Annotated in this window: 23 protein-coding genes and 1 pseudogene; 21 read left to right on the top strand and 3 right to left on the bottom strand. The window is 66.2% G+C overall.

Translation table 11 applies throughout. From position 1 onward, the window contains the following. The first annotated feature begins 4 nt into the window (after window positions 1-4). The 20 genes and pseudogenes from FOS14_RS19460 (at window position 5) to FOS14_RS19555 (ending at window position 18,778) form a co-directional block, all read left to right on the top strand. A complete protein-coding gene (locus FOS14_RS19460) occupies window positions 5-676 on the top strand; it encodes a hypothetical protein (RefSeq protein ID WP_143772489.1) in 672 nt (223 codons plus the stop codon). A gap of 20 nt (window positions 677-696) precedes the next feature. Further along, a complete protein-coding gene (locus FOS14_RS19465; RefSeq protein ID WP_143772490.1) occupies window positions 697-1,347 on the top strand; it encodes a hypothetical protein in 651 nt (216 codons plus the stop codon). Window positions 1,348-1,370: 23 nt separating this feature from the next. Continuing rightward, complete coding sequence (locus FOS14_RS19470) at window positions 1,371-1,682, top strand: hypothetical protein (RefSeq protein ID WP_143772491.1); 312 nt, start codon at window positions 1,371-1,373, stop codon at window positions 1,680-1,682. Between the two features lie 11 nt (window positions 1,683-1,693). Continuing rightward, on the top strand, window positions 1,694-1,945 hold the full coding sequence (locus FOS14_RS19475) for a hypothetical protein (protein ID WP_143772492.1): 252 nt from the start codon (window positions 1,694-1,696) through the stop codon (window positions 1,943-1,945). 20 nt (window positions 1,946-1,965) lie between these two features. Further along, window positions 1,966-2,553 carry a hypothetical protein gene (locus tag FOS14_RS19480; RefSeq protein ID WP_143772493.1) on the top strand — a complete coding sequence of 196 codons (588 nt, stop codon included), beginning with the start codon at window positions 1,966-1,968 and terminating at the stop codon, window positions 2,551-2,553. Between the two features lie 17 nt (window positions 2,554-2,570). Then, entirely contained in the window at window positions 2,571-3,464 is an 894-nt protein-coding gene (locus FOS14_RS19485) for a hypothetical protein (RefSeq protein WP_143772494.1), read from the top strand. Next, entirely contained in the window at window positions 3,458-4,906 is a 1,449-nt protein-coding gene (locus FOS14_RS19490) for a hypothetical protein (RefSeq protein WP_143772495.1), read from the top strand. The genes FOS14_RS19485 and FOS14_RS19490 overlap by 7 nt, the downstream gene beginning before the upstream one ends. A gap of 24 nt (window positions 4,907-4,930) precedes the next feature. Further along, entirely contained in the window at window positions 4,931-6,424 is a 1,494-nt protein-coding gene (locus tag FOS14_RS19495) for an SCO6880 family protein (RefSeq protein WP_143772496.1), read from the top strand. 50 nt (window positions 6,425-6,474) lie between these two features. Beyond that, a complete protein-coding gene (locus FOS14_RS19500) occupies window positions 6,475-7,446 on the top strand; it encodes an SCO6880 family protein (protein ID WP_143772497.1) in 972 nt (323 codons plus the stop codon). Window positions 7,447-7,482: 36 nt separating this feature from the next. Further along, window positions 7,483-9,372, top strand: coding sequence for a hypothetical protein (locus FOS14_RS19505; protein WP_143772498.1), 1,890 nt, complete (start codon window positions 7,483-7,485; stop codon window positions 9,370-9,372). Between the two features lies 1 nt (window position 9,373). Beyond that, window positions 9,374-9,697, top strand: coding sequence for a hypothetical protein (locus tag FOS14_RS19510; protein WP_143772499.1), 324 nt, complete (start codon window positions 9,374-9,376; stop codon window positions 9,695-9,697). 111 nt (window positions 9,698-9,808) lie between these two features. After that, window positions 9,809-11,479 carry a peptidoglycan DD-metalloendopeptidase family protein gene (locus FOS14_RS19515; protein ID WP_143772500.1) on the top strand — a complete coding sequence of 557 codons (1,671 nt, stop codon included), beginning with the start codon at window positions 9,809-9,811 and terminating at the stop codon, window positions 11,477-11,479. 19 nt (window positions 11,480-11,498) lie between these two features. Next, window positions 11,499-12,044 (top strand): hypothetical protein, encoded by a 546-nt coding sequence (locus FOS14_RS19520; protein ID WP_143772501.1) that lies wholly within the window; start codon window positions 11,499-11,501, stop codon window positions 12,042-12,044. 16 nt (window positions 12,045-12,060) lie between these two features. Continuing rightward, entirely contained in the window at window positions 12,061-13,800 is a 1,740-nt protein-coding gene (locus FOS14_RS19525) for a type IV secretory system conjugative DNA transfer family protein (RefSeq protein ID WP_143772502.1), read from the top strand. Next, the gene (locus FOS14_RS19530; protein ID WP_143772503.1) at window positions 13,797-14,489 is read left to right on the top strand and encodes a DUF4913 domain-containing protein; all 693 of its coding nucleotides are present in this window, start codon (window positions 13,797-13,799) and stop codon (window positions 14,487-14,489) included. Before FOS14_RS19525 ends, FOS14_RS19530 begins: the two co-directional genes overlap by 4 nt. Beyond that, a complete protein-coding gene (locus tag FOS14_RS19535) occupies window positions 14,489-15,754 on the top strand; it encodes a hypothetical protein (protein ID WP_143772504.1) in 1,266 nt (421 codons plus the stop codon). The genes FOS14_RS19530 and FOS14_RS19535 overlap by 1 nt, the downstream gene beginning before the upstream one ends. Window positions 15,755-16,634: 880 nt before the next feature. Continuing rightward, window positions 16,635-16,859: pseudogene (nrdH, locus tag FOS14_RS25315) on the top strand (glutaredoxin-like protein NrdH); the annotation flags it as partial. A 167-nt stretch (window positions 16,860-17,026) separates the two neighbouring features. Further along, window positions 17,027-17,530: a hypothetical protein gene (locus tag FOS14_RS19545; RefSeq protein WP_143772505.1), complete on the top strand. Its 504-nt coding sequence runs from the start codon at window positions 17,027-17,029 to the stop codon at window positions 17,528-17,530. A 136-nt stretch (window positions 17,531-17,666) separates the two neighbouring features. Beyond that, complete coding sequence (locus tag FOS14_RS19550) at window positions 17,667-18,110, top strand: hypothetical protein (RefSeq protein ID WP_185981847.1); 444 nt, start codon at window positions 17,667-17,669, stop codon at window positions 18,108-18,110. 68 nt (window positions 18,111-18,178) lie between these two features. Beyond that, window positions 18,179-18,778 (top strand): hypothetical protein, encoded by a 600-nt coding sequence (locus FOS14_RS19555; RefSeq protein WP_143772507.1) that lies wholly within the window; start codon window positions 18,179-18,181, stop codon window positions 18,776-18,778. 12 nt (window positions 18,779-18,790) lie between these two features. Here the strand turns inward: FOS14_RS19555 and FOS14_RS19560 are convergent, their stop codons facing one another. From FOS14_RS19560 to mobC, 3 genes are read right to left on the bottom strand one after another with little or no spacing between them, the layout of a single operon-like run. Then, window positions 18,791-19,033, bottom strand: coding sequence for a hypothetical protein (locus FOS14_RS19560; RefSeq protein WP_143772508.1), 243 nt, complete (start codon window positions 19,031-19,033; stop codon window positions 18,791-18,793). A 10-nt stretch (window positions 19,034-19,043) separates the two neighbouring features. Further along, window positions 19,044-20,882 (bottom strand): hypothetical protein, encoded by a 1,839-nt coding sequence (locus FOS14_RS19565; RefSeq protein ID WP_143772509.1) that lies wholly within the window; start codon window positions 20,880-20,882, stop codon window positions 19,044-19,046. Window positions 20,883-20,908: 26 nt separating this feature from the next. Beyond that, complete coding sequence (gene mobC / locus FOS14_RS19570) at window positions 20,909-21,274, bottom strand: plasmid mobilization relaxosome protein MobC (protein WP_143772510.1); 366 nt, start codon at window positions 21,272-21,274, stop codon at window positions 20,909-20,911. Window positions 21,275-21,692: 418 nt separating this feature from the next. Between mobC and FOS14_RS19575 the strand changes: the two genes are divergently transcribed. Then, on the top strand, window positions 21,693-22,076 hold the full coding sequence (locus tag FOS14_RS19575) for a hypothetical protein (protein ID WP_143772511.1): 384 nt from the start codon (window positions 21,693-21,695) through the stop codon (window positions 22,074-22,076). Window positions 22,077-22,090 lie beyond the last annotated feature (14 nt).

The following is a 22,090-nucleotide window of genomic DNA, read 5'->3' on the forward strand; positions in this document are numbered from 1 at the left end:
CGCAATGACCGCCACGAACATCCGGCGACGGCACCCCGAAGTTGTCGACTTGCTCACGGGAACAACAACTTCCGAGGAGGAGCCTGTGGCGGTCGCAGCGTCTCCTGCGCCCGTCGCCGCCACGGCCGATGCGGTCGCGCAGTCACAGCGTCGGCGGCGACGCCGCTGGCCGGTTCTGGGCGGCTGCGCTGCCGTGATCGCCCTTGCGGCGGGCGGCGCGGCGTGGGCGCTCACCGGTCCCACCGGAGACGACAGGGAGACAGTGTCACCCACCACCGCCACCCTGTCGTCGCCGGCCACGTCGGTCCCGACGTCGACGACGACCATGCCAGCAGCGCCGCCGCAAGACGAATGCCGTTCCGACGCAGGGGACCAAGCCACCCCCGAGGGGGTTATCGCAGCCTTCGAACATGCCTACTACCAGCAAAGGGATGCTGTCGCTGCGCGAGCGCTGGCGTCGCCGACGACGACGGTGACCGATCCCGCCGATTTGCAGACGTTCATCGACAAGGTCCCCGTCGGCGCCGCCTATTGCGTCCGAATCACGCCGCTCGCCACGAACGTCTACCTCATCGACATCGCCGTTACGCCGCCCGGAGCACAAACCACCCGCAACACAGGAACGGTGTCCACGGTCAACATCAACGGCCGCTGGTACGTCGACGCATTCAACTGATCCCCAGGAGATGAATCCAATTGGCCGAGACGATCAGTGCGACCAACGCAAGTACACCGATCCATACGCGAGCCCACTCACCTGCGCTACCCGCGTCGGAGGGTTGGGGCACCGCCGTCGTCGCGCCCGACCCGGCAGAGTTGCTGCCCGTCCGGGTCGAACCAATAGATAGCCGCGCGCTCGTATGGGCCGTGGCGTGCCACGGCGGATCGGGCGCGTCGACGCTCGCGGCCATGCTCGAGCACGTCGGCGACAGCGGTCGGTCATGGCCAGGCCGTGAGGACGAATCACCATTCGTCATCTTGGTGGCTCGGGACTCCAGCGACGGCCTCGCCGCCGCTGACCGGGCGATACGGCAATTCCGCACCGGGTTGGTGCCACCAGGCACCCAACTCGTCGGCTTGGTGCTCGTCGCCGCCAGTCCACGCAAACCCGCAACAGCGGTCCGTCAACGCCGCTCACTGATCAGCGCCCTCGTCGACACGATCTGGCCGATCAGCTGGCATGAATACCTGCTGGGCACCGATCGCGAGCAGTTGCCGCAGGTCGGGCCACACGAAGAAGACCGGAAGAAGTGGTCTCCGACCGTCCACGTCCCACCGGAAGTGGTGGCGATCGGCAAACAGATCGTCACCACCGTCAAAGAGCTGCTCGAACTCGACGAGCAGTAACTCGCTGGAAAGGAACACACCACATGTCCACGATGATCACGACCGTCCACACCGTCGCGACGACGGCGGCGAGCTGGGCAGCCCCGGTCAACTACGCATTCGACCCCATACCCATCCCTGGTCTCACGGATCGGCTGAACCGCGGTGGAGGCTGGCTCGTCGGCGTCGTCTACCTCGGCTGCATTGCTGCGCTCGTCATCGGTGGCGGCTACCTGGCCTGGGACAAGATCACCGACCACGGCGGCGGAAAGGGCCCGAAGATCGCGCTCGGCGCCGTGATCGGCGCGATGGTCGTCGCGTCCTCGGTGGGGATCATCGATGCTGCACGCGCGTAGGCGGCATCGCGGTGATCACGGTACTGGCAGACGCGAACCTGCCATCCGACGTCAAAGCCCAGATCAACAGCCTCGGCGGAATGTACCTCTGGCTGCTCAACTCACTGGCGGTGGCATGTCTGGCGGGCGCCGGAGGGCTGATCTGGATGGAAAAGGGGCTCGGCATGGACGTCAAGGCGTCGCCGTGGGTGGTGAAGATCATCCTGTCGGTGATGGTGGCCGCCGCAGCAAGCGACATCGCCGCGGTCGTCATTCAAGGCTGATCACCGGGTTGGCGGTCGTCATGGTGGCGCTCGCGGCGGGATGCGGGTCCGAGGACGGGTCGACCGACGCCGGCACGACCGACCAGCACCGCGCAGCCCCGTCGGAAGTCCGTTGGGTCGACTTCCAGGGCATGCGAATCCCCCAGGCGACACAGGGGCCTCGCAATCCAGATCCCGTGCACCCCAGCGGTTTCGAACGTTCCGAGGTCGGCGCAGCACTCGCCGCAATCAATGCCACAGTCCGCGTCAGCGTCGCCTCCGATGACCAGTGGGCCGAGATCGTGCGCCTCAACACGGTGTCCGGCGAAGGTCGGGATTGGTTCATACAGAACCGCATCCAAGTGTCCATCGCCCGAACGGTGACCAGCGGTGAGGCTGAGCGAGTGGTCGGCTACCGGGTCCGCGCCTACAACGAGTGGGGAGCCAACGTCGACATCTACACCGAGACCGCCGACGACTCGATGCTGGTCACCTACACCCAGGTGGAATGGGTTCCGGCGCAGCAGGACTGGGGCCTTGTGCTGCCCGGTCCCAGCGATCCTACTGCCGAAAACCGGAAGGCGACGATCACCGAATTGCCTTCGGATGCAGTGCAGCTCGCCGAGTAGAAGGGAATATGCGCGCGATGACGTACGACGGCGATCATCAAGCGGCGGAGACACGCTCCACGCTGCGTCGCATCAACGACCTCCGGGCCACCAAGCCGTACCGCACCGGGACGATGCTGGGGTCGGTCGCCGTCCTGGCGGTCATCGTGGTGTGGGCAGTTTTTGCAGCGGTGACCGGCACCGACGCCGACACACCCCAGGAGAGCGAACCGCCAGCGGTCGCGGTCGAGCCGCTGACGCCGCCACCGGGGGAGACCGCGGGGATTCCGCTACCGGAATTCGGGGCACCGGCAAGTGACCGGAACGGTCACCGAATCGAGGTACCCGTCGATGCGAGGGGTCAAGTGCTCCCCCAGACACAGCCAGCCGGTGATCTCGATGCGAGTGCCCCACCGGGCGGTCTGATGTGGCAGCGCGTATATGGGGCGCCGGTCCCCTTCTCGACGACGGCCGGCCCCGACGCGATCAGCCCGGACGGCGTTCCAACTGGATTCGCCCACACGCCGCAAGGAGCGGCGATCGCTGCGCAACAGATCTGCACGAGGCTCATCGCCGCACCTCGTGAGCAGGCGCGGGCGATCATGGACGCGTCGGTGATCATCCAGGGTCCGGGCGCCCAGGAGACAGCTGACCGGATGCTCGCACTCACCGTGTCAGAGTCGGAGATAGCCACGTTGTTCCCGGTCCCGATGGCCGTGAAAGTGTCGAACTACGAGGGCGATTACGCCCATGTGGAAGTCGCGCTGCAAATGCCGGCCACCGCACGCCAGCAGGGCGTGATCGCGAGCAAGCAGGACTTCGACCTGGTCTGGGCGGATGGGACGTGGAAGTGGGTCATGCCCACTGGTCCCACCGATCGGAGCGCCCGGCTCATGACCGCACTCGACGAAGGCTGGTCGATGGAATGGTGAACCGACACGATCCCCGAATTATCTTGTGGCGGAACCGCGTAGCTACCGTCACCGTCCTTGTTGCGGTTCTCGGGATCGCCGCACCCGCCAGCGCGGGAGCAGAGGGCGTGTGCGACACCGTCGCGGCGGTGCCAGGGCTCAGCACCGCCTGCGATGCCGTCAGCACGATTGGAGGCTTCGTCACCGATCCGATCGGGACCGTTGGCGGCAGCATCTTCGAGAGCTTCGCCGATTCAGTGTTGCAGTCGTACCAGACATTCCTCGGCTGGGCGCTGACATGGTGGATCGAACTGCCGACCCCACGCCTGTCGGGAAACGACTCGACCCTGATGTCGGAGATCGACGACCACATGGTCGAGCTCCAGATTATCGGCATGTCGGTCTCGCTGATGTTCTACGCGTCGCGGATGGCCTGGCAGCGACAGACGAGCATCGTGGACGAAGCCGAGGAAGGCTTCAAGATTCTGTTCCGTGCCGCGCTGGCGACCGCAGTGATGCCGTTGGTACTGACCGTCGGCGGGCAGATCAGCGACGGCATATCGGAATGGCTCGTCAGCGAAGCGATCGGCGGAGCGGGGAACGGTCAAGTCATCGAGAACTTCCTGCACCTGGATGTGCTCGGCTCAGGAGTCGGTACCGCGGGACTCATCGTGCTCGGCCTCGTTGGGTTCCTGGGCGCACTGCTTCAGCTCGCGTTCCTCGTCGTTCGGCAAGCGATGTTGCTGCTGGTGGTGGCTGCGCTGCCGGTGGCGGCGTCCTTTTCCGGTACCGGCCCCGGCTCGCAGGCTTACCAGAAACTGATCGGCTGGTCGGTCGCGTTCCTGCTGTTCAAGCCGGTGGGTGCGCTCTGCTACTTCATCGCGTTCAAGGCCGCCGGAAGCGAGAGCCCGAACGAGCAGGAGGTCCTGCTCGGCATGGTCCTGATGGCGTTGTGCGCGTTTGTGCTGCCGTCTCTGATGCGCCTCATGGGAGGCGGTGTCACCGGGTCCATGGGTGCGGGCGCCTCGGGTGCGGCAGGCGCAGGTATGGCCATCGGGGCGGCCGTAGGCGTCGCCACGCTCGCGGCGGGCGGAGCCAGCGCGGGAGCGGGAGCGGGAACGACGGGTGCCACGGCACTGTCCCAGCGCGGTAACGGCAATAGCGGTAGCGGGGTCGGAACCGGCTCCCCGCCGCCCAGTCCGCCGCCGACGCCGCCGACGTCGTCGAACCCGCAACGTCCGGGTCCGCAGCCAGGCATGAGCTCCATGGGTCCCGACCGTTCTACAGGCGACAGCACGGGCAGCGGACCCAAGGAAGCCTTAACAGCGGGGGGAATGGCCGGGGGCGCGGTCGGTGGCGCGGGAGCGATGGCCGGTCAGGAGGCCGACGCCGGGGACGGTATCCAGCTCCAAGCACAACCCCGTTTGCAGTCGGGGTGGGGCGAACACGCCATCAGCCGGTAGCAGGAACGAGGAGAGCAGAGACCAATGAGCGAAAAGACCACCCGGCGGCTGCTGTACCGGCCGCCGCACACGTACCGCAGCGCTGGCGCCGGCGGCATGACCATGTTCACGACATACGCGGGCCTCGGATTTGCGGTCCTCATCGTATTCAACTTCATGCTGCCGAGCCCGGTGTGGTTCAAGTACGCCGTCTTCCCGCTGCTGTGCGGAATCCTGTTCGTGCCGCTCCTGATTTCGATCGGCGGGCGGTCGATGTGGGAAGTGCTCCTCGGGGTGGCGGGACGGAAGCGACAGACGGGGTCCGGCGAGCAGATGCACCGCGCCGGGCCATTCACCGGGATTCCGTTCGGCACCCCGGTGCCAGGTCTCGCCGCGAAAACACGGGTGTTCGACGTGCATCCGGCGGATGGGTCGGAGCCGTTCGCGCTGATCCATTTGCCGTCGAAGCGGTTCTACACGGTGTCGCTGCGGGCGTGGCCGCAGGGACGAGAGTGGATCGATCAGTCACGCTTCGATCTCTGGGTCGCGCGCCTGGGAGACACCGTCGCCTTTCTGGCGCAGTCCCCCGACGTCGTCGCGATCGTGCCGGTCCTCGAGACAGTTCCCGAGTCCGGACAGCGCGCATCGACGCGCGTGCGGGCACGGCTGCGGGACAGCGCTCCGAGCGTGGTTCGGCAGGCGATCGTCGAGGCCGTCGAGGATGTCCCCGCCGCCGAGGTCCGGTTGGAGGCTCGCATAGCGATCACGTTCACCGCCGACACATCGTTCCGTAAACGCAGTTCCGAGGAAATGGCCCTGGATCTGTCGCGTCGCCTGCGAAAGATCATGGACTACTTCGAGATGGCCGGCGTGCTCGTGCGGCCGATGCTCGAACACGAGATCGCAGCGACAACGCGCCGGGCATTCAGTCCCGGCGACGAGTTCGATATCGAGACCGGTCTGATGACGGGCGAGCCGATGGGGCTGGATTGGGGCAGCGTCGGGCCGGTGTCGTCGAGCGACCAACACGGCGTCTTCCTCCACGACTCGGCGCAGAGTGTGTCCTGGACCCTCGAACAGCCCCCTGAGGCTGCGTTCGACTCGAAGGTGTTGGCCGACCTGTTGTCGCCCCGTCCGGAGCTGCCGCGAAAGCGCGTGACCTTCGTGTATCAGCCCTACACTCCGGCCGAGGCGACGTCCATCGTGAACAAGGACGACGCCGACGCCCGTCAGGCCATTCGCAGCCACGTCGGAAGACTCAGCGAGCGGGCAATAGTCCGGCGTGAACAAGCCGACGCCGCGCGTGCCGAGCAGGCACGCGGCGCGGGTGTCACGCGGGTGTCGATGATCGTGACCGCGACAGCACCCACCAACACCGACACGGGCAAAGTCGAGACCCTCATAACGAACCTCGGCCTGTCCGCGTCGCTGAAGTTGCGAATCGCGTACGACCAGCAAGGCCCGACGTTCCTCGCGGGCCTCGGGATAGGGATCGTCCTGGCCGAGATGGCGTCGTCATCGGACAAGCTCGCGGCCTGAGCAACTCGAATCACAACCACACCAAGAGCATTGAAGGAGAAGCGACGGCGATGAGGATGTTGAGGCGACGGAGCGCCGAAAGCGCAAAAGTGCCGGGAACGACCGCGCGCCTGGCCATCAGCGATCACACGTCGGCGGGCGGGCACCGATTCGCCATGATCCACTCGCGCGCCACCCAACACGTCACGGTCGTGTTCCAGGCTGGAGCACGTGACCTGGCCCGCTGGACCGAACTGTTCGGCCTGGATGGAATTCAGGTGCGGGACTCGGTGGATATCACGGCAATAACGGCCGTGACCGAGACCCAACCGCTGGCGGGCGAAGCTCAGCGGCGGTGGCTCGCCGCCGACGCCGCCGACGAGCTGGTGGCGCTGCGCATGGACTTGCTCGACGTGACCGAGATTGCACTCACGGCGCGCTTGGCCGTCACCTTCGACGTGCTGGTTCGTCGAGCACAGAAGGATCTGAGCGAGCAAGGCGTCGAGATCGGGCGGCGGCTGCCGCGGTTGATCGAATCGTTTGCCGAGGCCGGTATCGCGGTGCGACCGATGTCGAGTGTCGAGGTGGTCGCCGTCGTGTCGGCGGCCTACAGCGAGACCTCGGCCGACACATTCGCCGACGCATTCACCGGCGACCTACGGGAGCGTCGCGACGTGTTCGCGCACAACGGGTTTCGCACTGCGGCCGCCGTGATGGCGCCCGCGCGAGCCAGGAGCGACGTCATCGAGGCACTCTGCACGCCGTCATGGACGGCGGCCCGGGGGCGCGTAGCGGTCACCTACCGGCGCGAGGTGCCAGCGGCCGGTCGCGCAGCCCGCTTAGCCCGAATGGGCGTCGTCGTCACGGTCACGGAACCGTCGGCGGTGCACCCGTCGCTCGAAGCCAAGCGGACGGGGCTACCGCTGGCCGGTCGGCTGGCTCTCCGTCGCGGCTACGACGCCCAAGCCGCCCTGATGGCGGCGTCCTTGGGCGTCGGAGTCCTGCTGCCGGAGCACGCAGACATCACCGATGTCGCCATCTGAGAAGCCACCCAACGTCGAGAAAGAAGGGGCCACATCGTGACCGGAACAGTGCATGATCACGCGGGTCAGAGTGCGACGACCACAGACCTGCTGATCGACGCAGGGCAAGCGTCCGGTGCCGTGGCGCCGAAGCAGACCAAAGAGGTGAAGGAGGTGCCGCTCTACAGCGAGGAAGAGCGTGACCACCTCCAGAATGTCGCTCGGACAGGAGGGTGGAAAGGATACCTGTCACGGAAGAAGCTCGACAACGACAGCAAACGACGCGAAGACGCCCAGCTTCGAGCCGAGCTACCGGTCGACTTCGATTTCCCGATGCTCCGTCGATCCGACGAGGGATACGTGGGGCGCGGCGGCGGCCGGATGGGTCACGTCCGCCGCCCTACGCTCTTCCGCGACACCACAGCCCAGGTTCCTGGCCTGTATCCGTTCAGCGTCGGCGCGAACGCCGCACTCTTGGGCGCGCCGATCGGCACCCACCTCGAGACCGGTCAGCCGGTCGGGTTCGACGGGATGAGCTGGTTCAGGGCGGGCGAGCTGACCGCCCCGTCGACGATCACACTGGGGCTCAACGGGTTCGGTAAGTCGACGTTCGGGCGACGCCTGGCGTGCTACGACATGGCCGTCGGCGTGCGGCCGATGGTCATGGGAGACCTCAAACCGGACCACGCACCGATGTTCCACGAAATCAACAGGCGATCGGAACCGGAAATGGCGACGCCACCCTGCCAGATTTCGGAGGTCGGCTTCGCACGAGGCAAGATCAACCCGCTCGCCGTCGGATCGTTCGGACGACTGATCGCACGACTACCGGAAGTCGCGAGACAGGCGGCCGAGGTCGAGCTTCGCCGACGGCAGGTGACGGCCCTGGTGTCCCTGCTGGAAATTCTCGGTGGCGAACGGTTCGCACCGCACGAGGAGAACCTCGTCGAAGCCGCGATCAACACGCTGTACCGATCCAGCAACGACTTCTCCCTGGCGAAGCCGCCGCTCCCGGAAGACGTACTTCGCGTAATTCGGACTGCCCCAGCTGCACTGGCGGACAACACACCAGGCGAAACGTTGCGGGAGCTGGTCGACGCATCCGGAGCGATGGGGCGAACGACCGAGCAGACGTGGGACCGCTACGTCGATCTCACCGAACGGCTCCGGCAGTGCCTCGACCTCATCGTGCGGGGACCGTTCGGCACGATGTTCAACGCACAGACAACAAATCCGATCGACACCGACGCGTTGGCCGTGGACGTAGATATCTCCGCAGTGCCGAGCGGAGACACGAAACTGCGTGCGGCTGTCCTGCTGACCTGCTGGTCAGACGGGTTCAGCGCGGTCGAGGCTTCCCACCTGCTGTCGGACCACAAGCTCGAAGAACCTCGCCTCTACGACCTCTTCATCGACGAGTTCAGCCTGGTCCTCGGCATCGGGCACGGAATGGTGTACAGGACAGACGAAATCACCCGCGTCCAGCGCACGATCGGGACCGGAACAAACTTCTTCACCCACACCATCAAGGACTTTGCCGCGTTCGATTCGTTCGAGGATCGGAACCGGGCAATGGGCTTCTTCGACCGCGCCCGCGCGAAGGTCTTCTTTCCGCTCCCCCGGTCGGAGGCCGAGCTGCTCGACGGAAAGGTCTCGCTCAACAACCACGAGATCAACAGCCTCGCGGAATGGGCCAGTGCGCCCCGCAGCGCGGACGACCCGGTTGTTCTGCCGCTGACGGAAGAGGAGTGGGCATCGGGAGAGCGCCGCGACGTCGACGGCGGCGGACTACGACGAATCCCTCCCGGCATGGGCAAGTGCCTGATCAAGACCGGAGAGGGCGATCAGCCCGGTATCCCAGTGCAGATGCACGTGCCGCCGACCGAGCGGCAACTGGGCTTCCACAACACCTCCAAGCGCTTCGACGACGCGGCAAAGGTGGGCTGACGTGGAGCTGGACGTGACCATGTTCGAGTCGGCGAACCCAGAGCGGCGGCCCGCGTCACCCACCCTGAAAAAGCTTGCCGTGGAAGCTGTTCAGAAGCTGTTGAACTCGACGTCGATGAGCATGTGGGCGGCGACCAACATGGTCGCCCCCCACGTCGGTCGGCATCCGAATTCGATCCGACGCTGGTGCGAGAGTGCCGGCGTGAACAGAGAGTCGGCACTCGACCCACTGCGACAGGAGTACGAGCGACAGATCGACGTCATTCGCAGCCTCAACCAGGAGATGGCGGCGGCACTCAACGACCGGCCGCCCCCGCGCGAATAGGGGGAAACAACGGCAGTGCGAGCGGGGACGGGCTAGCGCCCCTGCTCACACCGAAACACTCACCACCCCAGGGGGACTGGGGCCACCTTGCCCCCCGGAGAAGAGACGGCAATGGAGCAGGCCAAAGGGAGCTTGTTGGGTGTGCTGGCGATGTTCTTCGCCGTCATCCTCGGAATATTCTTGATGGTCGCATCATGCGGTGCGGCCGAAGAGGAAGCGGCTCGCTCGAACTGCGACACCGGCAGCTCCAGCCGTCCGTCGCCTGGTCGTGCCACGGGCGTCAGCAAGCCGATGCGGACGGGCACATTCGAATTCACGAGCGGCTACGGCAGCAGGACGGACCCGCTGACCGGTGAAACGGCGATGCACGAAGGCGTGGACCTCGCCGCAGATGACGGAACTCCGATCTACGCGTACGCACCCGGCGTTGTCATAGCGGCCGGCGGCGCCGGCGGGTTCGGCCAGTGGATCGTGATCGACCATAACTTGGACGGGCAGATAGTGTCGACCGTCTACGGACACATGTGGGACGCAACGAAGTTCGTGAAAACGGGCGACCAGGTGCTGGCGGGCCAGCAGATCGCGGAAGTCGGCTCCAACGGTGAGTCGACCGGGGCGCACCTGCATTTCGAGTATTGGATCGGGGGTCACCGAGACTTCCACGGCGGCACCTCGACGGACCCGAAGCCGATCGTCGAGGCCGCACCCGAGCCGGGCGAAGCGACAACGCCGGGCGAACAATCGACGTCCGCCGCACCGGCCCCGAATGCCGATCTGGCGGCCGCCGTCACGCCGGGCGGGTCACTTCCCCCTCTCCCGGCCTCGGTCGGCAGCGAAGAACACCTACAGGTAGCCAGCATCCGCGTCGCTCGCGCGGTGCTGTCGAAGTTTCCGCAGCTCCAGACAATCGGCGGGTGGCGACCCGACGGCGGCGGCTACAACGACCACCCCGACGGTCGCGCCGTCGACATCATGATCCCCAACTACTCCTCGGGCGAGGGTGTGGAACTCGGCACCCAGATCAACGACTACGTACTCAACAACGCCGAGACGTTCGGCGTCGAGTACACGATCTGGCGGCAGACTTACTACACCCCCGGCGGGGAAGCCAGCCCGATGGAAGATCGCGGTGGCGATACCGCCAACCACATGGACCACGTCCACGTCACCACATTCCAGAGCGGATTCCCCAACGGGAGCGAAGCTTTCAGCGCACCACCGGGCGGCGGACCGAGCCGGTCCGGTGCGGTGAACTGCGGGCAACAGATGGGTGGTGGCGTGGACAACCTCGCCCCCGGACGAGTCCCCGCGGAGTACGAGCCATGGCTGCGCCGGGCCGGAACGATGTGCCCCCAGATCAGCTCCGCGCTGCTGGCGGGCGACCAGAAACAGGAAAGCCAATTCAACCGGTTCGCACAATCACCGCCACCGGCCAACGCGAAAGGTCCGGCCCAGTTCATCGACGACACCTGGCCGGCCTACGGGCAGGACGACGACGGCAACGGACAAATCAGCCCGTTCGACATCGGCGACGCGACCATGGCCCAGGCGCGCTACTTCTGCGAGAACGCCCGCACGATCGACGCCGCGATCGACGCCGGCACCGTACACCCCGGCCCGGAGGGACCTGTCGGTCTCTACGTCGCGGCGTACAACGCGGGAGTCGGGGCAGTGCTCACCGCCGGGGGAATGCCGTCGGGGGGCGACTACACAACACAAACCGCGCCGTACGTGACGGCGGTGCTCGAGTATGCACGCCAGTTCCAAGCCGCAGGATTCTGAGAGGACGCCGAACAAGCCAATGAACAACAGAGATTCGTCCTACATACGCAGTGGTGCAAAGCTTCTCGCGCTGACGATGGTCGCTGTCGCCGCTATCGCGTGCGGCACCAGCAACACCGACACGGGACCGACGCACGACGACGACTACGGCACCGTGATCCCCGGCGTACCCGATCGCGGCAGCGCCGAAAGCGTCCTTACCCAGACACTTTCGACCATCTACTCGTGGCAACCGGGCTCCGACCGATCACCCACGGACGCCTTGATTCGAGCGAAACAATTCCTGACCGGCGACGCGCTCTCCGCCGCCGAAGTCACGAGCACAGTCCGAGCCAGCACCGAATGGGGCGCCTGGGACCGCAGCGGCGACGTCATCACAGCCGTCGTCACACGGGCGCAGTCGATTCCACGCGCCAACGGGCAGGCCATCGGCACCGCGGTTGTCATGCAGACCGTCATGCACCGCGACGGCGGAACCACGCCGTACCGCACCTTCACCGCAACCGCACAACTCCGCCAAGAGGACGGCAACTGGAAGTTGGCGACCTACCCAACCACAAGCTGAAAAGAGGTACAAAACAATGACTTTCGCGAGCCCTAAGCGTTCCTCGCCCGGCCGACCCCGGTCGACAGGCGATCCCGGCTTAGTACTGACCAGCATCGCCGTGGTGGTACTCGCCGCATTTGCGGTGATAGTGACCGTCGCGGCGCGGATAGCAGGTACTGCCTCCAGTTGGAACCCGTTCTCCGTCGCGTTGCAAGTTCTTCTCGGCAAGGTCCCGTGGACCTGGGCGATGAGTGCAGTAGCGGTGGTGGAAGTGGTGATTCTCGCCGGCGTGGCGGTCGGCGTAACGCGATGGCGACTGCGACACAGGAAACTACCGATCGATTCGGTAGCTCCCCTGCTGGGGCACGGACGAGAGATTGCTCCGCTGTCGGAGAAGGGGGCTCGGGCGATCGCGCAGCGGCTGCGGATTGCCGACGACGTCGCCCCCGGCCTGCGAATCGGAACGGCAGTCGTGCGAGGCACTCGACTGTGGCAGAACTGGGAGCAGTGCTCGGTCGACGTGTGGGGCCCGCGCCGCGGCAAGACCTCCACGCAAGCAATACCCGCCATCCAGGACTGCCCCGGCCCCGTCCTGGCCACCACGAACAAGTACGACGACCTGCTGAAGGCGACACGCGCATTTCGGGAACGTATGGGAACGGTGTACGTCTTCGACATCCAGCAAGTGGCCGGTGAGCGCCCGACATGGTGGTGGAACCCGCTCACCTACGTGATCGACGACGCCACCGCCGAAAACCTGACCGAGGTCTTCTCCGCTGGTGCCTCCAAGGGCGCGTCGGGTAGCAGCTCCGACTTCTTCGTCAAAGCCGCCCGTCGACTGCTCACCGCACTTCTCATCGCAGGCGCGCGCGCGGACAAACCGATCACCATCGTGCTGGAGTGGCTGACCGACCACAAGCGATGCAGCGAGGCCGAAGCGATCCTGCGAGAGCATGATCGACCGGAACTGGCCGAACAGGTCTATCAACAGATGCACGCACCCGACAAGCAGCGGGGCGGCGTCTACGAGACGGCGGCGAACTGGGTGGCGTCCTTCGGGACGGACACCGTCGTGCCATGGATCACCGATCCGGGCGACGGTCGACCACACCTCGACGTCCACGAGTTCGTGCGCGGCCCGAATACGCTGTACTGCCTCTCGCGTGAGTCGGGATCCGCATCGGCCGCCCAGATCGTCGCCGCGCTCGTCCAGGCGGTGTGCGACGCGGCCGAAGCACACGCCTCACGAAGCGGTGGCCGGTTGCCGCTACCGATGGCCGGAGTGCTCGACGAATGCGCGAACGTGGTGCGCTGGCCCCGGTTGCCCGAGGTCTACTCGTACTACGGCTCGCAGGGAATCTGCCTCAAGTCCTATTTCCAGAGCTTCGAGCAGGGCGTGAACGCCTTCGGCCGCGAAAAGATGGACATGCTCTGGGACTCGGCCAACATCCGCATCGTCGGCGGGGGAACCGCGTCGACGCGGTTTCTGGACGATCTCGTCAAGCTCGGTGGCCGCTACACCTACCGATCCGGATCACGCAGCTACAGCGACAAGGGCGGCGGGTCACTGTCCCAGCAGACCCAGACCGAAGCCATCCTCGACGTCTCCGATCTTGCGGCGCTGCCGCGCGGCCGCGCACTCCTCTTCGCGGCGGGTAGTCCGCCGGTGCTGTTCAAGACGCACACCTGGGATGAGGGGCCCCGCGGCGACGAGCTGAAAGCGGCCATCGCGGATGCGGAGCGGCGCGCACTCACGTTGGAGCCGCTGCCGTGACCGATCCCATGCTGCCCGGAATGATGCCGCCAGGGCCGTCGATCGCGGAAGCACTCCGACCGCTCGTCGAGCAGAGTCTCGCCAAAGGGGCGACGGCGCTGGTGTACGAGGCCGTGAAAGCGAAACTCACGAGCCACATCACCCCTTCGCTCGAGGCCGTCGAGCTACTGGCGGACTTCGAATCCGACGTCAAACGCGGCCTCGACGAATTGGTGACCCGTGAGACGTCCGAAGACGCCATCGAAACCGCTATCAGCGACATCCTCTTCCCCCCGGAACCGGAGCTGTACTTCTCGAATCTGGGTGAGTTCGTAGAGCAGTACGTCGCGAGGGTCTATCGCCGAGACGTACAAGGAACGACGCACCTGTGGTGTGCGCAGTGGTTCGAGCACGAACCTGTGGTGGTAGCGCTGCAAGTGCTCTGGACCGCGTTCGAGACCTACCGTCGCGATCCTGGCGTCGGCCCGCTCGTGTTTCATCGCGACGGCCTCCTGCCGATCATGAATGCCGTCACTCACCCGGACGGCCCGCTCCACGGGTGCGATGCACGAAAGAACGTGCACAACCCGCTTCCTCCCTTGCCGTGCGCACCCATCCCACCCGGCCTATTCGAGCCGACGCCCGGTGAATTGCAGGGAATGCCCACCGCCCCACCTGACCGTACAAACACGGACGAAAGGACAGCGTGATGAGTGACGACCACGGACAAGCCGAAGGAGAGGTGTTCCAGACAGTTGGGCAGATGGTGCGCGTCGGGATCGCGATGGCGGCCCGACTCGGCGCGCTGCGCGCGCAGGTGAAGCGTCGGCAGGCAGAAGAGGTCGAACGTGCGGAGCGCGCGAAGCAGGCCGACATCGACAACGTCGAACGCCAGCTGCGCAGCGAGCAGGACGCCGCCGCGAGAACAGCACTTCAACGCAAGCGCGAAGAAGATGGGCGCGAGCGTGATCGCCTACGCGACGAGCGGATGGAAGCGCGTCGCCGGTCGGACGCGCAGCGACGCATTGCCGAGCACCACCTGCTGCGCGCCGACCAAGACAAAGAGTTCCTCACTGGAGCCAGCGCAGAGCAGCTCGCAGCCGTCTACCGGCAGTCGGTGGAATGGCACACCGAGTCCGGGATCGCGCAGACGATGCGGGCAAAGATCGAGAGCCACCTGGAAGAGCAAGGAATCGAGCTACCGAAGGTCGAACCGGTCGCCGCCGCTGGCCGCGGCGACAACGGCCAGCCGGGGGAAGGGGCGACGCGGAGTCCGTTCTGGGCCGAGTACTGGGGCCCCAAATTTGCCCACCTGGGCGAGGGAACGAGTGCTCCGGAGCCGGGTGCAAGCAACGAGCAGGAAAGCGACGAGCAGAACCTCGATGTCCACCCAGTCACAGTGGACGCAGCGCTCCTGACTGCCCACGGTGGTGGCGAGATCCCGGAGCCACCTCCCACGTGGCGCCCAGCGGAACGCGCCATGGCGGCCGCCGTCGTCGAGGCGGCCGAGGCCGAAGACCGGGCAGCAGATGATGCAAGTGGGCAGGAACCTGTCGACCCCAACGGCCTGTCCGCGATCGCGGAGGCGACCCGCGACGAAATCCGGCGCATCCTCGCCGGGGCGATCCGCAAGGCTGCCGACGACGTGGGTACCGACGACGTACGCGCGGAGAGCACGGTGACCGCGATCAATCCCGGACGGATACAGGCCGCGCTCGCGTCGGCGGCGCAGCGTCCGCCCGCCTACGACTCGGTCGAGCGGCGGGAGGCGAGTGCGCGACACCTCCGAGCTACCACCACTGCGTCGGAGGACGCGATCGAGGCGCGCATGAGCGCGGACGTCAGCAGCGCACATCCCCCGAGCGCGGCCGTCGGCGCCCCCGCCAAAGGCACCAAGAGCGGGCGCAAGAGCACCGACGTTCGCGATCTCAGCCAGCCCGTCAGCGACCGCCAGCGTCAAGAGCCCGGCCGCTGAGCCCCGGCTTGCAACCCTTCGAGAAGAAACGGCACCCGACATGACAAACCCGAGCGACGTCCGCGAGGTCGTCGAAGACCTCCTGGACCAAATAGCCATCATCGGGCGACGCGCCCGCACGATGTACTACTTCCACGGCATCAAAGACGACCGTGAGCGTGACCTCGGCGCCGCCGCCGCACTCTCGTACGTCGCTCGGCTGGAGCCCGATACGACAGTGGCAGACGACGATGCCATCGCCTTCGCCGACGTGACCGTCACGGGAACGTTTCGCGGCGAAGTGACCATCCCGAGCGACATCGACCCCTCTTCGACCGCAGGTCGCGCAGTCATCGCCGCAGCCGCAGCGGCGCTCCCCCGTGAACGGAAACGCGCGTACCGCACAGGCGCGATTTCGACAGTCACCGGCACCAGGCCGCTCCCACCAGCCTCGGGTACACCCGGCGATCTGCCCGAGGCGGCTGCCGCGACTCGGGCCCACGTCCGCGACCTTACGACGCGGCTCGAACGGGCTGCGCTCGCACGAATCGCGGCGGCGGAGCAGGACGGAGTGAGCGACGACGTCGCCGCCGAGGTCACGAGTCTTCTCTCCGCACGCCTGCGGGAGACTGCTCGAGACTACGAAGATCGCGCACTCGCCGCCGATGCTGCCGTCGAGCAGGTCCTGACCGCGGAATGGTCGGAAACCACATCGTGGGCAGTGCCCGTGGTCATTGGCGCGGTGGACGACGCAGCGCGCGACACCGCCGCCCGAGAACAGCTTGCGGACCTGGACGTCGAAGCCTTCACCGGTGCAACGGTAATCGCCTCGGCGACCCCGACGCTCACGGCCGTTAACGGCACTCCCGTCACCGAGCGCCCGGAACCCGAGAACCCCGTCATCACCGTCTACAGCAAGCCGAATTGCTACCAGTGCAAGGCGACGGTGAAACAGCTCGACAAGCTCGGCCTGCCGTACACGGTCGTCGATGTGAGCCAGGACGGCGCAGGACGCGAGCACCTGTCCGAACTCGGATACCTCCAGGTCCCAGTTGTCGAAACAGCGGACGGGCAGCACTGGAGCGGCTTCCGGCCCGACGCACTACGACGATTCGCCGACCTGGCAACTCAGCAGGGCCCGCGGCGAGAATCCAGCATCCTCGCCGCTACAGGGGCAGAGGCGCCCGCGCGCGACGCCATGGCCCACACACAATCCGACGCAACCGCGGCGCCGGATATCGACGGCACGAACAGGCGAGACAACCAAGGAATCGACAGATAGGACGGGTAGCCATGCCCAACCAACCAAGCAAATACTCCGACGCGCAGATCGAGGTTGCGGAGCAACTGCTCGCGGTGGACCAGTTGCTGTGGCAACTGGAGCACCACCGAACGACGTTCGCATACATGCGGAGTGACGCCGAGGTCGAAAGTGACCGCAAAGAGTGCAGGGAATCTGTGGAGACGCTACGCCAACGGCTGCGAGGTCTCCTGGCGCCGCAGTTTGCGACAGCGTTTGAATCGCCGCGACCGCGGGAAGGGTACCTCCCGGTCGTCGCCGCAGTGGTCGGAGGAGTGGAGCGCGACACACTCGACGAAGACGCACAGGCGATCCTGCAACATTTCGCGCGCGAGCAGTTTCGCCGACCAGCGGCCATGCGTTTGCTGCTGGACGCGACGACACCCCACCCGCCTGGGGGGCACAGCGGTTCCGACCTACCGCCCGCAGTGCCGGGCATGGGCCCAGCCCAAATCGATATCGACCGCCGCGGCGGGGACATCTACATCGGGTTCTGACGGAGCCAACGTCAGGAGCGCAACCGACCACGCCGCACGAATCGGCGCACGGCGCGGACAACCACCTTCGCGGCATCGGCCGATGAACCCCGCAACACCCGAAAGACGAGGAGATCGCCCAAAAATGAAGAACTTCATGCCTCTCTCCGTGGCAGCTACCGGAGTCTTGACGTCGTTCGCCCTCCTCCCGGCCGCACCCGCGTCGGCGGATAACGTGACGTGCGCGCCCGCACCGGGCGCGACCTCCTACCTTCTGTGCGGCTCGTCCTACGTATGGACCCCGGTTGGTTCCAGCGCCGACAAGTTCCCCCACCTCAAACCGGCGGCACATGTCCAGGCGGTCGCCGACGGAACGGTCCTCCGTGACCGGCCAGCACTGGCCGGCGACGTCGTTTCCGGCCCGGCGAACGAGTTCGTCCCGATCGGCTACCTGGCGGACCTCGTCGCTGTCGGCGGTGATGGGGTCACCGTGTCGACATGCACATCACAGTTCTGGACTCTGATGCAAGACGCGACCGGCATGCTTGGTTGGGCACCGCAAGCAGCGTTCCAACCGGCCTGCCAAGCAGGTCAGCCCTGATCGCCGCAGGTCGTATTCAGCACCGCGGACAGAGCGCGCCCCCTCCAGACGAGCCGAAAGGAACAGAGATGGTCACACTGCTTACCGCCGACAGCAGCGAGGTACCGGGATTGATTCGCCAGGTGCAAGAGGGCGTGTTCGCTCGGCATTCCGCGTCCGTGCACGAGCGCGCGGCGGCGTTCCACCGCGCATCGGGCTGGGTGGACGAAGAGTTGACACGCCGCCCGGGGCAGCTCACCGACCGCCACGTTCGCCGCCTCGCGGGGCGTGCGGCACGAGACGAGGTCCATCGGCGCACCAGCGTCTTCTACGCGGTGAGCATCGGCGCGATTGTGCTCGCGGTTCTGACGTCGCTCGCGCTGTGGTTCTTCCCCGGCGACTGGTTGGTATCGATGGGTGCGGCGGCGGAGTTCGACGAACCGCCGCTGCGGGTTCTCGAGCGCGTGGTGGGCTATGGACGGTGGACGGTCGCGATGCTCTCGACCAGCGCCACCATATGGGCGGTGGGAGCTTTGGCCTTCGGCGTCCTGATCCGCTGCACGCCGAGCCAGCGGGCGACGTGGATCGCGCGTGGGCGAACGCTCGCGCTCGACAGCCTTCTCATCGCCACCATTGGTCTGCTCGTCTTGATGGTGGCGGTTGCCGCCACCTACGTTCCGCGCGGCTGAACTAGTCGCGCCTTATGAGTCGCCGTCGAGCGTAAAAAGCGACGGCGACTCGTCATCTCCGGCGGGCTCGACATGTCGCGCGCTCAACGTGGCCTTGTGCCGCAGCTTCACGGTCCCGATAGGAACGGTGAGACGACGTTCGTCGTCCACGTGCTGGAGCCACACCTGACCATGCGCGACATGAACCACCTGCCACACCCCAGCGCTCACGCGGGTAGTCACCACGTCCCCCACCTCGATCTGCCCAGCGCTCACGGCCCCTCCCTCATCGCTCATGACCATCGGTCCGCGGTCCTTCGGGCCGCCGGTAGGGAAGCTTGGCCGCAGTTCCATGCTTCGACTTGGACTTCGGATGCAGAATCTCGTCCGGAGTGACAGGGCCAGCCGACGATTGCTCCGCTCTCACAGGCGTGACGTCGACGTCGCCGTGCCAGCGACGGGAAGCCTCCGCCGGAACCGCCGTCGCCCCAACACGCTGTCGTAGTTCATCGACCATCTCCGCTCGCAGTGACGTGAGGCGAGCGGCGGTGGCCGCACGGTCACTTGCAGCATGTGCCTCAGCGAGCGCGTCGACCGCAGCGAGAATTTGTTGCATGAGGACGGTCCACACGATCGCCTCGTCCACATGAGTGGAGGTCAGCAAAAGGATGGCGGTCGCGGCCGACGGTGATGCATTGCGACGAGCACGTGGCCGAGGGCCGGAGTACTTGCGCGTCGCCGATCGAGACAACACATTGCACGCGCGGGACAGCGGTCCCGGCGTCGTGTCCTCTACCTGAATGCTCCAGGCCGCGAAGACTCCCGCTGTCATCGCCGTTGCTCGACCAAGCTGTTCGGGATCGCCCGCTGGGAGCGCCCGCACATAGCTCGTCCAGCCCGCCAGATCCGTCCGGGCACGATCCAAACGCGGGTCCCGCACCTCCCGACCGGGATTCGGGGCAGTTGAGGAGACCGGCCGCTGATAGGGCAGTTTCGCCGAGGACGAAGCGGCAGCGTCCACGCTGCCCGCGCCGCCAACCGGAGCGTCCGCGAACTCCCGCGCGGCTCTCTCGGGGTTGTCGGCGACCGCGCGCCACCGTCGCCGTGCCGTCGCGATCCCCTCGACGCTCTCGCCCCAACTACGCCGCAACTCGCCGAGACTGAGGTCGCGACCAAGACTCGTCCCGCTGTACCAGACAGGCGCCCCTGCGGCGATGTGCTCTGTCCGCGTTGTGCCGGACGGAACAAGGGCGACCGAATAGCCCTTCACCTGTCCGTCCTCGAAGCGTGGCCGTAACACCAGCCTTGAGTCGGTTGCGAGCCGCTCGACGAACGCAGCCTCGCTGTCGGCCGCCGTGCTGTACGCGCGCACACGGCGCATCAGCTCGGCGCGGACCGGCTCGCTGCGTCCGTGATCTCGCTCAGCGGTGCTGACTTCCGCATGGTGATACGAAGGATTGGTGGCGCCTTCGTCGCGATCGATTCTCAGCCCGTACTTGCGCTCCAGCGCCTGTATCGCGAGTGACGATCGCGGACCGTCGCCGACCGCTTTGCCGGTGGCTGGGTCTTTCGGCCACAGATTCACCAAGCTGCCGTCCTCACGCACCAACGACGCCGCCACATGAATGTGATCGTTACCGTTCGACGACAGGCCGTGTCGGATGGCGACCCACCGGGCCGGCGCATCCGATTCCGTGTCGAACCCCATTTCACGCATGAAATCGCGTGCGATCGCTGACCACTGTTCATCGCTGAGGACTCCCTCGGCCGAATGCAGAGACAGCGCACACTGCCACACGTTTGCATCGGCCACCCTCGCCTGATCGCGCGCCCACCGCTCCTTTTCCGCCTTCGTCGCCATTCCCGGCAACATGTTCGCGGCCTGTTCGAGCGCGGCGCGCTTCTTCCCTGGATCGATCCACGGCACCGCCGTGCCGTGGATCTGATGCGGTTCGTCCAACTCCGCCGAAATGGTCGCGGCGTCGACGCGCGTGAGGATCTGGACCCCGCCGTCTGGAGCCGGCCAAGTGAACCGATCCAACGGGCCCGACCCAGCGACGACATGTGGCGAGGTGTGCTCGTTGTGCTTGCCCGGTCCTTGTAGGTAGTAGATCAGTCCAGCCATGTGCGACCCTCTCGTGATCTTCCCTCTCATCTCGCCGCGGCACCGCGCGGCACCGCGACTGCACGCATTCGCGTCGTCACCGCGTCGCACGCGCGGCGCGCGGCATCAAGCGCGGGAACGACGTCCTCCGCCAGATCGTCGGTTGCGTTCACATGCGCGGCGATCTGATTGATGTTGTTCCCGATCGCCGCCAGCAGATTTCGTAGCTCTCCCGCCGCCGCCAGGGCCGCGATGGCCTCATCCCGCCGCGATGTACGGGGCGCCACGGACTCTTCATCGTCGGCGCGCCACTCCGGATCGAGCGTGCAGGCGAGCAGCAATCGTTGTACCGACACGCGTTCCGCCGTCGCCCGCATCCGCAGTAGCTGCTCCTCCTGGTCGGTCAGCTTCACCTGAATCTGGCGTGTGCGACCGCCGCCGACATTCTCGCGCCGCTTCCGCCTCACGCTTGCCCTCGACTGGGCAGCGTCCTTCCGGCCGGTGTCGTCGTTGGGAACCAGTTGTGCCAATGCTCTTCAACTCCTCGGCCATCCGCCAGCCCGCAGGGCGGCCCCCTCAAGTACGAGCGCCCCTAGCGCGCGCCAGATTCGAGACTACCGCACCGAGCGGTTCGAATCTCGTTTTAGCATAGCTAAAACATATCTTGCTCCCCCGCTTCGCGTGGGTACGCCCGGTCGCTCAAGGCACGGGCGGGATTTCGCCGCCTCCGGCGGCAACCTGAACAGGCAACTGCCGATGACCGCTGTGAGAGACTAGGCAGGACGGGTGGCTAGACCCGTTGGAGAAGAAACGGCAACCGAAGGGGTTCCAATGTCCGAGTTCGATCGTGATGCAGCGCGTAATGCGCTCCTAGACAACGCCTCCGAACGTGAACGAGCGGTGGATCGCGTGCTTACGTCTTACGAAGGGGTTCAGAAGCTGCTCGACGACCTCGCAGTCGCGCACGCAGAACATGAGGCGGCTATCGCAGAGGTCGCGAAATTTGGCTATACCGCGCACGTCTTGAAAAAGGCCGGCATCAAACCGTTGTCGGTGCCGGGGCTCGGAGGCGCACCAGCACCGAAACGGCGTGCTGCAACAACTCGTCGGGCGACGGCATCAGCCACCGTCTCGGAGCACGCCACCGTCCGCGTCCCCGCATCGGTCGGCGTCCCCGCATCTACTCGTGCCGCCGGAGGGATCGACGCCGAGTAGTTGGGTCGCGGGCG

The organism is Skermania sp. ID1734 (assembly GCF_007489285.1).
Taxonomy (GTDB): domain Bacteria; phylum Actinomycetota; class Actinomycetes; order Mycobacteriales; family Mycobacteriaceae; genus ID1734.